General features: G+C 66.4%; 12 protein-coding genes. 1 reads left to right on the top strand and 11 read right to left on the bottom strand.

Annotation, left to right across the window (positions count from 1 at the left end):
• Positions 1-8 precede the first annotated feature (8 nt).
• The 4 genes from rfbC to G3N58_RS00260 form a co-directional block, all read right to left on the bottom strand.
• Complete coding sequence (gene rfbC / locus G3N58_RS00275) at positions 9-560, bottom strand: dTDP-4-dehydrorhamnose 3,5-epimerase (protein ID WP_167036316.1); 552 nt, start codon at positions 558-560, stop codon at positions 9-11.
• Positions 545-1,438, bottom strand: coding sequence for a glucose-1-phosphate thymidylyltransferase RfbA (gene rfbA, locus G3N58_RS00270; RefSeq protein ID WP_167282205.1), 894 nt, complete (start codon positions 1,436-1,438; stop codon positions 545-547). Before rfbA ends, rfbC begins: the two co-directional genes overlap by 16 nt.
• 20 nt (positions 1,439-1,458) lie before the next feature.
• The gene (rfbB, locus tag G3N58_RS00265) at positions 1,459-2,520 is read right to left on the bottom strand and encodes a dTDP-glucose 4,6-dehydratase (RefSeq protein ID WP_205998208.1); all 1,062 of its coding nucleotides are present in this window, start codon (positions 2,518-2,520) and stop codon (positions 1,459-1,461) included.
• Positions 2,521-2,879: 359 nt separating this feature from the next.
• Complete coding sequence (locus G3N58_RS00260) at positions 2,880-3,791, bottom strand: GDP-mannose 4,6-dehydratase (RefSeq protein ID WP_167036310.1); 912 nt, start codon at positions 3,789-3,791, stop codon at positions 2,880-2,882.
• A gap of 196 nt (positions 3,792-3,987) precedes the next feature.
• Here G3N58_RS00260 and G3N58_RS00255 point away from each other — a divergent pair, with 196 nt between their 5' ends.
• A complete protein-coding gene (locus G3N58_RS00255; protein ID WP_167036307.1) occupies positions 3,988-4,857 on the top strand; it encodes a symmetrical bis(5'-nucleosyl)-tetraphosphatase in 870 nt (289 codons plus the stop codon).
• Between the two features lie 87 nt (positions 4,858-4,944).
• Here the strand turns inward: G3N58_RS00255 and G3N58_RS00250 are convergent, their stop codons facing one another.
• The 7 genes from G3N58_RS00250 to G3N58_RS00220 form a co-directional block, all read right to left on the bottom strand.
• Positions 4,945-5,781 carry a lysophospholipid acyltransferase family protein gene (locus G3N58_RS00250; protein WP_205998207.1) on the bottom strand — a complete coding sequence of 279 codons (837 nt, stop codon included), beginning with the start codon at positions 5,779-5,781 and terminating at the stop codon, positions 4,945-4,947.
• Positions 5,782-5,837: 56 nt separating this feature from the next.
• Positions 5,838-7,118: a dihydroorotase gene (locus tag G3N58_RS00245; RefSeq protein ID WP_167036301.1), complete on the bottom strand. Its 1,281-nt coding sequence runs from the start codon at positions 7,116-7,118 to the stop codon at positions 5,838-5,840.
• Positions 7,119-7,188: 70 nt separating this feature from the next.
• Positions 7,189-8,214: an aspartate carbamoyltransferase catalytic subunit gene (locus G3N58_RS00240; RefSeq protein ID WP_205998206.1), complete on the bottom strand. Its 1,026-nt coding sequence runs from the start codon at positions 8,212-8,214 to the stop codon at positions 7,189-7,191.
• Between the two features lie 271 nt (positions 8,215-8,485).
• On the bottom strand, positions 8,486-9,013 hold the full coding sequence (gene pyrR / locus G3N58_RS00235) for a bifunctional pyr operon transcriptional regulator/uracil phosphoribosyltransferase PyrR (RefSeq protein ID WP_167036295.1): 528 nt from the start codon (positions 9,011-9,013) through the stop codon (positions 8,486-8,488).
• The gene (gene ruvX, locus G3N58_RS00230) at positions 9,000-9,440 is read right to left on the bottom strand and encodes a Holliday junction resolvase RuvX (RefSeq protein WP_205990155.1); all 441 of its coding nucleotides are present in this window, start codon (positions 9,438-9,440) and stop codon (positions 9,000-9,002) included. The genes pyrR and ruvX overlap by 14 nt, the downstream gene beginning before the upstream one ends.
• Before the next feature lie 10 nt (positions 9,441-9,450).
• Positions 9,451-10,029 (bottom strand): YqgE/AlgH family protein, encoded by a 579-nt coding sequence (locus G3N58_RS00225; RefSeq protein ID WP_167036289.1) that lies wholly within the window; start codon positions 10,027-10,029, stop codon positions 9,451-9,453.
• Positions 10,030-10,498: 469 nt separating this feature from the next.
• The gene (locus tag G3N58_RS00220) at positions 10,499-11,932 is read right to left on the bottom strand and encodes a hypothetical protein (protein ID WP_205998205.1); all 1,434 of its coding nucleotides are present in this window, start codon (positions 11,930-11,932) and stop codon (positions 10,499-10,501) included.
• Between the last annotated feature and the right edge of the window lie 442 nt (positions 11,933-12,374).

Below are 12,374 nucleotides of genomic sequence, written 5' to 3'. Positions count from 1 at the left end.
GCTGTCCCTTATGCGTAAACTTCGGCCTCGGCGAGGCGCTTGCCTGCCGCGTCCTTCGCCGCGAGCAGCGGTTCGACGCCGATCGGCCATTCGATGCCGATGGCCGGATCGTTCCACACGATGCTGCGCTCGTGCTCGGGGAACCAGTAGTCGGTGGTCTTGTAGAGGAACTGCGCGGACTCCGACAGCACGACGAAGCCGTGCGCGAAGCCAGGCGGCACCCACAGTTGCCGGTGATTCTCGACCGACAGCGTCACGCCGACCCACTTGCCGAAATTCGGCGAGCTCTTGCGGATGTCGACGGCCACGTCGAACACCTCGCCTTCGACGACGCGCACGAGCTTGCCCTGCGCATGCTGGATCTGATAATGCAGACCGCGCAGCACGCCCCTGGCCGAGCGCGAGTGGTTGTCCTGCACGAACTCGACGCCCGCCTCGACCTTCTCAGCAAATTCGAGCGCATTGAAGCTCTCGAAGAAAAAACCACGCGCATCGCCGAACACCTTCGGCTCGATGATCTTGACTTCGGGCAGTGCCGTAGCGGTTACCTGGATGGCCATGCGACGTGATCCGTAAGAATGTTTTGCAGGTACTTCCCGTAGGCGTTCTTCGCGAGCGGCTTGGCAAGCGCGAGCAGCTGTTCGCCGTCGATCCACTTGCGGCGGTACGCGATCTCTTCCGGACACGCCACCACGAGACCCTGGCGCTTTTGCAGCGTCGCGATGAAGGTCGCGGCCTCGATCAGCGAATCGTGCGTGCCGGTGTCGAGCCACGCATAGCCGCGGCCCATGATCTCGACGTTGAGCGCCGCGTTCGCGAGATAGCGCGAGTTGACGTCGGTGATTTCGAGTTCGCCGCGCGGCGACGGCTTGATGTCCGCGGCGATGTCGCAGACCTGTTTGTCGTAGAAGTAAAGGCCCGTGACCGCGTAGTGCGAGCGCGGCTTCGCGGGCTTCTCCTCGATCGACAGCGCACGGAACTGCTCGTCGAATTCGACCACGCCGTAGCGCTCCGGATCGTGCACGTGATACGCGAACACGGTCGCGCCGTCGGTCTGGTCGTTGGCGCGCTCGAGCTGCTTCGCAAGATCGTGGCCGTAGAAAATGTTGTCGCCGAGAATCAGCGCCGACGGATCGTTGCCGACGAACTCGCGGCCGATGATGAACGCCTGCGCGAGCCCGTCCGGCGACGGCTGCACCGCGTACTGGATGTTCATGCCCCACTGGCTGCCGTCGCCGAGCATCGCCTCGAAGCGCGGCGTGTCCTGCGGCGTGGAGATGATCAGCACGTCGCGAATGCCCGCCACCATCAGCGTGGAAAGCGGGTAGTAGATCATCGGCTTGTCGTAGACCGGCAGCAGCTGCTTCGAGACGACATGTGTGATCGGATACAGGCGGGTGCCCGAACCGCCCGCGAGAATGATGCCTTTGCGCGCCATGGCCGTGCCCTTATGTGCCGTCACGCGCGTTGCGCGTAGTTGGTTTCGACCCACTTCCGGTATTCACCCGAAGCGACTTCGTCGGACCATGCCTGATTGTCCAGATACCACTGGACCGTTTTGGCAAGACCCGTTTCGAACGTTTCCGCCGGCTTCCAGCCGAGTTCGCGTTCGAGCTTGCGGGCATCGATCGCGTAACGGCGGTCGTGGCCCGGACGGTCCTTCACATAGGTGATCTGGTCGCGATACGAGCCGGCCGCTTTCGGGCGCAGCCTGTCGAGCAGATCGCACAGCGTATGCACGACTTCGAGATTCTTTTTCTCGTTCCAGCCGCCGACGTTGTACGTTTCGCCGGGCGTGCCGCGCGCGAGCACTTCGCGGATCGCGCTGCAATGGTCGCCGACGTACAGCCAGTCGCGCACGTTCTGGCCGTCGCCGTACACCGGCAGCGGCTTGCCCGCGAGCGCGTTGGCGATCATCAGCGGGATCAGCTTTTCGGGGAACTGGTACGGGCCGTAGTTGTTCGAGCAGTTGGTGGTGAGCACCGGCAGGCCGTACGTGTGATGGTAGGCGCGCACGAGGTGATCGGAGCCGGCCTTGGTGGCCGAATAGGGGCTATTCGGCGCGTACGGCGTGGTTTCGGAGAATTGCGGGTCGGTGGCGGACAGCGAGCCGAACACTTCGTCGGTCGATACGTGCAGGAAGCGGAAGGCGGCCCGCTCGGCTTCGCCCAGCGTGTTCCAGTAGCTGCGCGCGGCTTCGAGCAGCGTGAAGGTGCCAACCACGTTGGTCTGCACGAAATCGGCCGGGCCGTGAATCGAGCGGTCGACGTGGCTTTCGGCCGCGAAATGCAGCACGGCGCGCGGCTTGTGCTCGGCGAACAGCGCGTCGAGCGCGGCGCGCTCGCAGATGTCGACGCGCGCGAAAACGTGATTGGGATTGCCCTGTAGCGATTTGAGCGTGCCGAGATTGCCGGCGTAGGTGAGCTTGTCGACGTTGAGCACCGCTTCGTCCGACGCATCGAGCCAGTCGAGCACGAAATTGGCACCGATAAAGCCGGCGCCGCCCGTTACCAGGATCATGAAATTCCCTTCTAGATGTTAGTGACAGGCCATTGTGACTGTGCCGGCCCGTGCACCCCGCGTAGTGGTGGAGTCCGCTTCTGCCGCCGCCCGTCGCGCCTTTCCGTACAACCGATAGACACTCAGACGCCGATTTTATGAAGGCACAATTATAAAGCCGCCCGGTGCAAAAACTAGAACCCTAACAACTTGAAACAGCTTGACAAAATTGGTATCGGGCTAACCGGATTATTTTTTTGAGGGCGCCCGAGGGTGGTTGCCGAGGGTGGTTGCCGAGGGTGGTTGCCGAGGGTGGTTGCCGAGGGTGGTTGCCGAGGGTGGTTGCCGAGGGTGGCGGCGGGAGGACGCAAACGAGCCAGTCAGGCTGCGAGCATCCAGCCCAGGGTCTCGATAAATGGGATGGACGCGATGGCCGGCACCAGCGCGCGCAGCCTGGCCGGCGATCCGACGAGCATCTTCACGTCGGTTTTCCGCACGAACGCGGGGTTGGCGCGGATTTCCAGCTCGTGCCCCGTCAGCTCGCTCGCCGCCGAGAGGATGTCGCGCAGCGTATAAGGCGTGCCCGTGCAGACGTTGACGGTTTCGGACACGGCCGGGGAATCGAGCAGTGCTTCGTACACGCTCGCCACGTAGCGCACGTCGGAAAAATCGCGCGCCACGTCGATATTGCCGAGTTCGATGGACGACTCGCGGCGCGCGAAGTGCTCGACGATCTTCGGCACGAGGAAGTTCGAGGCCTGCCCGCGGCCGGTGTAGTTGAACGGCCGCACCATCAGGATCGGCAGCCGGTCGAACCAGGTGCGCACCATCGTTTCCATCGCCGCCTTGCTGGCCGCGTAGTGATTGACGGGGTGCAGCGGGAAGCTTTCGTCGATCGCGTCGCTGGTCACGTTGCCGTAGACGTGCGCGCTGCTCGCGATCAGCAGCTTGCGCGGCGTATGGCCGGCGTGCGCGCACGCTTCCAGCAGATTCAGCGTGCCCACCACGTTCACGCGATAGAAGTCCAGAGGATCGTCATGCCCGACGAAGCTGATCGCGGCCAGATGCACGATGTAGTCGGGCCGCACGCGCTCGATCACGCGCTGGCACGCATCGGGCGAGGCGATGTCGAGCGGCAGCCGGGTCGGCGTTGCCGTCGCGCCGGGGTCGCCCACCGTCTCGATCACGGTGTGGCCACGGGCGCGCAGCTTCCTGACCAGATATCGGCCGGTGAAACCGCTCGCACCGGTCACGAGCGTGCGCACGGGCTGCGTCGACTGCGAAAACGGCATGCCTTCTTCTGCTCCTGTTCGTCGCGCCAATATCCCGCCGGGGTTGCGAACTCGCGCCGAGTGCGGGCCCTCGACGATACCGGCAATGACGATACCGGCAATTCAAACCGGATATTATGTCAGGCCGACATGTTGCACCGCCAAATGCAGCATGCATGTCTATTACCACAAATTTCGAACCGCGCCGATTCATCCGATGACCCCCTCCACCACTTCCGGCATCTCGCCTCCCCTGGTACCGCTCGCGTTCGGCGATCTGCAGGGCTGCCGCAAACCGTTCCAGCAACTGCTGGCCAAGGCCGCGCCGCCGGACGGCACGCCGCTCTGGTTCGCGGGCGATCTGATCAACCGTGGCGCCGAGTCGCTGGCCACGCTGCGCGACGTCATCGCGCTAGGCGATCGTGCGGTGCCGGTGCTAGGCAATCACGATCTGCATCTGTTGTCGGTGTCGGCGGGCATTCGCAAATCGAAAAAAGGCGACACGATAGACGACATCCTCGCCGCGCCCGATGCCGCCGATCTGCTCGACTGGATTCGCCACCGTCCGCTCGCGCACTTCGAAAACGGCATGCTGATGGTGCATGCCGGCGTGCTGCCGCAATGGGACGCGAGCATGACGATGGAGCTGGCCGACGAGTTGCAGCGCGCGCTGCGCGCGCCAAACTGGAAGGAAACGCTGGCGGGCCTGTACGGCAACGAGCCGAACCGCTGGAAGCCTGACCTGAAAGGCATCGACCGGCTGCGCGTGACCTGTAGCGCATTGACGCGCATCCGCTTCTGCACCGCGAACGGCACGATGGATTTCAGCAGCAGCGGCACCCTCGGTTCGGCGCCGGCCGGCTGCATTCCATGGTTCGAAGCGCCGTCGCGCAAGACCGAGGACGTGACCGTGGTGTTCGGCCATTGGGCCGCGCTCGGGTTGATCCTGCGCGACAACCTGATCGGCCTCGACTCGGGTTGCGTATGGGGCGAGCAGTTGTCCGCCGTGCGGCTCGCGAGCAATCCCGCGGAACGCACGCTGACGCAGGTCGATTGCGAATCGTGCCGGGTGGCCGGCGGCAACTAGAGGCGCACTAGAGGCGCTGAAGTCCGCGCCCTACGCTCCCGCCCGACCAGCCCGACCCGCACGACGCCGGAGCGTCGAAACCGGCCCTCAGGCCGAATGGCCCGAACGGTCGACCGGCTCGATCAGCGTGCCCGCCGAATCGTCCGACGAAACGGCCTCTTCCGCCACGGCCGCCCCTGCATTCGCAGTGCCGTGCTGCATCTGCCGCAACGCACCGGCGATCGACTCCTGCGCCTGCGCGGCCAGCGTGCGCCGGTCCGCGCCCGCCGCCAGCGGCTCGCCCACGTACACATGCGCGGTCAGCGGGCCGCCGCGCAACAGCATGTCGAGCGAATCGGCCAGCGACAGATCGTCGATATACGCGGGCGCCGTCGACTGCCGGCCCTGCGCATCCTCGTACATGAGGCACACCGGCTGCACCGGCACGCCGGCCGACACCGCCGCCTGGAACATGTTCGAGTGAAACGGCAGCAGCGCGAGCCCGTTCGAGGTGGTGCCCTCGGGAAACACGCACATCAGCTCGCCGGTGCTCAGGCGATCCGCGAGTTCGTGCATGATCCGCTTCGCGTCGCTGCGCTTCTCGCGCTGGATGAACACCGTGTCCAGTTGCTGCGCGAGCCAGCCGACCACCGGCCATTGGCGGATCTCCGCCTTCGAGACGAACGGCGTCGGCCGCCACGCATTGATGACGTAGATGTCGATCCACGACACGTGATTGGCGACCACGAGCGCGCCGCGATCGAGCCGCGCCGCGTCGTTATGGACCACGAGGCGCATGCCGCACAAGCGCAGCATCTTCAGCGACCACGCGCGGTTGAGTGCGTGGCGCCGTTCCGCGCTCGCCTTCGGAAAGCGCGTGGCGACGGTCCACATGCCGTGCAGCAGATGCGCGATGAGTCGGATCTTGCGTAACGCGAGCTTCATTGTCGGAGCTTTCCTTGACTGGACGGCGGGCGCGGCGGCGTACTGAACGGAACCGCTCAGCGCTGCTCGTACGCGAGCTGGCCGGAGACGATCGTCGCGCGCACGCGCGCCGGCAGTTCGTATCCGAGGAACGGCGTGTTGTGCCCCTGGCTCTTCAGCGCGCGCGGCTCGACGAACCAGTGCGCGCGACGGTCGAACACGCACAGATCGGCCGCCGCACCGACCGCGACGCTGCCGGCCGCTGCGAGCCCGAGCACGCGCGCGGGCGCCGTCGTGATGCGGTTGAGCGCGGTGGCGAGCGGCACGCCCGCTTCGTCGGCCCATTTCACGGTCAGAGAGAGGAACAGTTCGAGCCCGGTCGCGCCCGGCGTCGCCTCGCCGAACGGCAGCAGCTTTTCGTCGTCGTCGACCGGCGTGTGGGCCGAGCAGATCGCGTCGATCGTGCCGTCGACGACGCCCGCGCGGATCGCCTCGCGATCGCGCTGCTGGCGCAGCGGCGGATCGAGCCGGAACTGCGCGTCGAAATAGCCGATGTCGAGATCGATCAGATGCAGATGGTTCACGGTGACGTCGCACGACACCGGCAGGCCCTCGGCCTTCGCCGCGCGCACGAGCTCGACGCCCGCCGCCGACGACACGTGCGGGATGTGCACGCGCGCGCCGGTCACGCGCACGAGTTCGAAGATCGTATGCAGCGCGATCGTTTCGGCGGCCACCGGCACGCCCGACAAACCGAGCCGCGACGCCACCGCGCCGCTCGCGGCGACGCCGCCCTTGCCGAGATACGCATCGACCGGACGCAGCCATGCGGTGTAGCCGTAGGTCTTCGCGTATTGCAGCGCGCGCATCAGCACCTGGGTATCGACGATCGGCGTGTCGGCCTGCGAAAAGCCGACGCAGCCCGCCTCGGTCAGCTCGACCATCTCGGTAATGACCTGCCCCTTGAGGCCGACCGTCAGCGCGCCGAGCGGATACACGTGCGCCTGGTTCAGGTTGCGCGCGCGGAACCGCAGCATTTCGACGAGGCCCGGCTCGTCGAGCGTCGGATCGGTGTCCGGCGGACACACGAGGCTCGTCACGCCGCCCGCGAGCGCCGCGGCCATTTCCGACTTGAGCGTCGCCTTGTGCTCGTAGCCCGGCTCGCGCAGACGCGCGCACAGATCGACGAGACCCGGCGCGACCATGAGGCCGGTTGCGTCGACCGTCTGCGTGGCCTGGAAGCCGGCCGGCGCGTGGCCGATCGCGGCGATCCTGCCCGCGTCGATAAAAATGTCCTGCTGCTGTTCGGTGCCCGCGACCGGATCGATCAGCGTGCCGCCTTGAATATGAATCTTCATGCGCTGCCTTTGTTAAACCCGTGGTTCAGCCTGATGCCCGGCCGTTGCCCGGTCGCGGCTTAATTGCTGCTTAATCGTTGTTGCCCGCGACGATGCCCATCACCGCCATGCGCACCGCGATGCCGAACGTGACCTGGTTCAGGATCACCGACTGCGGACCGTCCGCGACCTGCGAGTCGATCTCGACGCCACGGTTCATCGGTCCCGGGTGCATCACGATCGCATCGGGCGCGGCGAGCGCGAGACGCTCGGGCGTGAGCCCCCAGCTCTTGAAGTACTCCTGCGACGACGGCAGCAGCGCGCCGCTCATGCGCTCGTTCTGCAGGCGCAGCATGATGATGACGTCGACGCCCCTCAAACCTTCGTCGAGGTTGTGGAACACGCGCACACCCATCTGTTCGAGCCCGCCCGGCAACAGCGTGCGCGGACCGATCGCGCGCACTTCGGGCACGCCGAGCGTGGTCAGCGCGTGAATGTCGGAGCGCGCGACGCGCGAATGCAGGATGTCGCCGACGATCGCCACACGCAGCTTCGTGAAGTCCTTCTTGTAGTGGCGGATCGTGTACATGTCGAGCAGGCCCTGCGTCGGGTGCGCATGACGGCCGTCGCCGGCGTTAATCACGTGCACGTGCGGCGCGCAATGCTGCGCGATCAGATACGGCGCGCCGCTCGACGCATGACGCACGACGAACAGGTCCGCGTGCATCGCCGAGAGGTTGTTGATCGTATCGAGCAGCGATTCGCCCTTGCTCGTCGACGACGCGTTGATGTTCAGGTTCAGCACGTCGGCCGACAGCCGCGTCGCCGCGATCTCGAAGGTCGTGCGCGTGCGCGTCGAATTCTCGAAGAACAGGTTGAACACCGACTTGCCGCGCAGGAGCGGCACCTTCTTCACTTCGCGATCGGTCACGCTGACGAACTGGTCGGCGGTATCGAGAATGTGATTGACGATCGACTTCGGCAAGCCCTCGATCGACAACAGATGTTTGAGCTCGCCGTTTTTCGTGAGCTGCGGGTTGCCCTTCAGGAAGCCGTAGCGAAAGCGCTCGGACGCGCTAGCGAAGGAATCCTGCGGAGCCTGGGTGGCGGTGTTCATGGTGTACCTGCTTCAAATACGGGCTTCAACGTGATCGATGTCGATGCGCACTGCGTGTGACGTTCTGTGATGCTCGGTGACAATTTCCGTGCCGTCCGCGCGCGTCACGGCGCGGCGAAAGGCTGCGCGGTTTTTGCGCGGCGCGAATCGAGCTCAAGCCGGCCCGAGCCTGAGCGAGCCGGCTCGGGCTGCGGCGTTCGAACGGCATGCTGGTGCATGCTCATTCATGGCTCGCGCTCTACGCTTCGCCGTCGCGCCGCCCGCGCGAGTTTCAATCGGCGCGTGCTTCGGTGTGAAAAACAAAGCGCGTGCGGCCCGCGCCGTCGTCTTCGCGGGCCAACACGAGCGTCGCGTCGGCGGGCACGTCGACCATTCCGCCGACGCAGCGCGCCGCCACCGGCAACTCGCGTCCGCCGCGATCGGCGAGCACCGCGAGTTCGACCGAGGCCGGACGGCCGTAGTCGTACAGCTCGTTGAGCGCCGCGCGAATCGTGCGGCCCGTGTACAGCACGTCGTCGACGAGCACGATGCGGCGGCCGTCGACCGCGAATGGCAGCGAGGTCGGGCTCGCCTGCGAGTGCAGCCCTTTCTTCGCATAGTCGTCGCGATGCAGCGCGACGTTCACCACGCCGAAGCTCGCGAGCTTCAGGTCGCGCGCGAGCCGCTCGGCGAGCCACGCGCCGCCGCTATGGATACCGGCCAGCACCGCGCCTTCCGCACCGCCCAGCTGGTCGCCATAGGCCGCGCGAATCTGGTCGAGCAACGCGCGATACAGCACTTCGGCGTCAATGGAACTCATGATCGTCGGAAAGTCCGTCTAGATATTGCTGAAGGATGATGCTGGCGGCCTCGGCGTCGAGCATGTCGGCACGGCCGTTGCCGGCGCGGATTTCCGCCTCGGCCTCGACCGACGAATAGCGCTCGTCGACCCATGTCACCGGCAGATTGAAGCGGCCGTTCAGCTGGTTGCCGAAGCGCTTCGCGAGCTGGGTGCGTTCGTGCGGCGTGCCGTCCGGATGCATCGGCAAACCGACCACGAGCGCATTGGGCTTCCACTCGGCGATCAGCTTGCCGAGCGCTTCGAAGCGATAGTCCTTGCTGCGGTTCTGCACGACGACGAGCGGCCGCGCGCGGCGCGTCAACGAATTGCCGACCGCCACGCCGATGCGTTTTTCACCGTAGTCGAACGCGAGCAGCGTCGCCTCGCGTCCGTGCGACAGGCTCATGCGCGGCCTCTCATGCGTGCCCGGCCTCGCCCGAAAGCATGGAGAGCGACACGCCGAGCAGCGCGAGCGCCGCTTCGAGACGCTCTTCGGCGGGCACGTCGAAAACGATCTTCGGATCGGCTTCGACCGTGAGCCAGCCGTTCTTCGAGATTTCGTCTTCGAGCTGGCCCGCGCCCCAGCCGGCGTGGCCGAGCGTCAGCAGAAAACGTTCCGGGCCGTTGCCGCTCGCGACCGCTTCGAGCACGTCTTTCGAGGTGGTCATTTCGAGGCCGCCCGGCACGGACATCGACGACGTATACGCGCCGCCGGTTTTCGGGTCGTGCAGCACGAAGCCGCGCTCGGTTTGCACCGGGCCGCCGAAGTACACGGGAACATGGAGAAGAGGTTCGATCTCGAGCTTCAGATCGATGCGATTGAAGAGCGCCTGCAGGTCGATATCGGTCGGCCGGTTGATGACGAGGCCGAGCGCGCCGCGCTCACTGTGATCGCAAAGGTAGACCACCGTTCCTGAAAACGTCGGATCGGCCATGTTGGGCATGGCGATCAGGAACTGGTTGGTCAGATTGATGCGATCGGTACTCTTGGACATAGTTGGGATTTTAGCAAAGACGATGCGGGATGGCGGGCTTTGAGCAAGGTCGCGCGATGCGCGCCGTGCCGCCTGCCATCGACGCCGGATCAGGTTGCACTCTATCATGCGCGGCCCCGGCGACGTGCCAATCGGGCGGGGCCTGGAGCGCGCCAGCACAGCGTTTATGCGCCGTTCATGCGCCCGCGCATGGATCGTTTCATGAAGCCGCTTAGGGATGGCTTATGGAGGGCTCATGTACCGCTCGGGGGCAGCGCAGCTGCGGTCGCGGCAGGCGTGCCCGCGCGCAGATCGCCGGACATTGCTCGATGTTGAGGGATTGTGTCTTATCGCAACGGACGCGTCGCGGTTCATGCTGCTTTTATCGCGGGGCGACTTTTGTGTTCCGGCAACGCGGCATGCGCCGTGCGCGGGCTGGATCGATTGCAGCATCGATTGCGGCACCGATCAGCTGCCGCGACGACACGGTTCACGCGCCGCCCTGCTCGATCGCGCGCGTCAGTGCAGTAAGCGCTGCCTGCGTAAGACTGCCGCCGGCCGGCCCGACGCCGGCCGCGACTTTGTGCAGCGTCGCGCGCAAGGCTTCGGCGGCCTGTTCGAGCGTATCCGCGGCCGGCGCGCCGACGATCACATGCGCGCGCACCGCCGGCGTCGCCACGCCCGCGTGCGCGCGACGGCGCCACGCGAGACCGAGTGCATCGGCCAGTAGCGCCACATGGCCGAGGCCGAGCGCGCACGCCGCCGAGCCGAGCCGATAGGCGGCATCGCCCGCCTGCAGCGCCTCGCTGGGATCGGCCTTCTCCGGCTGATCGGCCGCGCGCGCATGTGCGCTAAGCGCCTGGATCGATGCGTCGGCGGTCTGCAGGAAGTCTTCGTAGGCGTTCGCGTTGACGCTCAGCACGCCCAGATCGCGCGACAGCGAACCGTGCAGCGCGCCGCGCGAGTGCGCTTCGAGCGCGCCCGCTTCCCAAAGCATTTCCGACGCCTGCGTGCCCGCGACATGCCAGTCGACGCTCAGGCCATAGTCGCGCAGCACCTCGACCTGCTCCGCATCTTCGGCAGCCGCGCCGAACAGCGCATAGTCGCGCCACAAGAGCGCGAGCGTCGCGCGCACGAGCGAACGCGGCGCGCGCTCGATGCCGCGCGCGTGATCGGCGAGCGCGAGGTTGCAGCGCGCGTAGAAGCGCCGCGCGTCGGTATCGCGAGCCGCATGGCCGCCTGCGCGCAGCGCCTTCGCACAGGCCCGCGCGAGACGCCAGAAGTCGTAGGGGTCGGGGCCGGCAAGTTCGACGAAGACGGCATCGAGCTCGTCGAGCGCGGCATTCGTGACGGCGAGCGCGACCGCGCTGCCCGTGTCGACCTGCGAGCGCAGGACCGGCAGCAGCGCGCGCTCGTAGCGCGCCCGCAGATGCGCAAGCTGAGCGGCGGATTGCGCGTGCAGCGACGCCGGCGGCACGGGCCGCGCACACAACGCGAGGTCTTCGAAAGCGACGGTCGTGCCGGGCGCGTGCTCGGCCAGTTGCGAACACAGTGCGTGGTAGTGATTGAAGAGCGTCGGCGAGCAGGACAGCTCGCGCAGATTGTGACGTTCGAGCGCCGCGCGGAAGTCGCGCAGCGCGGCACCGAACAGCGGCCGCACGCGTTGCGCGCCGGCCGGCGCCTCGGCGGGTTCTTCGCTCGCGAGCGGCGAGAGCCGCACGAGCGCATCGGCGAAACGCTGCGCGCTCAGCCAGCCGGCCGTGCGCAACGCCTGCGCTGCGCGCAGCAGCGCCGCACCGCTTTCCTCGCGCTGCTCGAACGCGAGCGACGCCTCGGCGAGCGCCAGTTCCGCGGGACGGACCGCGCCGCCGCGCGGATTCGGCAGGGCGTCGATGGAAACGGATGCAGCGGATCGAAGAGTCATGGGCAGACGGCACGAAGCTGACGGGCTGTCGCTGCGCGCCGCATGCAGAGTGATCGGCCAACGCGCAAACGGGCGACAGGACAAGGACAAACTCTCTACCGGCACGGCATTCCGGCGATGCTCCCCACCGGCGCGGCGAATGGGATGCCGGGTGCCGCGGACAATTGCGCCCGGAAGAAGCCCGCAAAAAATCAGGAACAGGCGCGCTGCCCGATTTCGCGACCGGCATGACCGGACTTTTCGGGACTTGCTCCCGCGGACGTCGCCGGCACAGCGGCTCCAGACCGCGGGCCCCAGTGGCCCATGTCCGAAGCCGGTTTGCGGAGCCGGCCTCGGCAAGGCAATTTCAGCAGGAAGCGTGGCAGGCTCCCTGCTCCAACGGCTCCCCGGCGTTCAACGAAACCGGTGAGTGAAGCCCGTGAAACCGCACGATCCAGCGAAT

It is taken from the genome of Paraburkholderia sp. Ac-20342, assembly GCF_017104985.1.
Lineage (GTDB): Bacteria > Pseudomonadota > Gammaproteobacteria > Burkholderiales > Burkholderiaceae > Paraburkholderia.
Note: the sequence above shows the minus strand (reverse complement) of the source record. Positions and strands in the feature narration are given on the sequence as shown.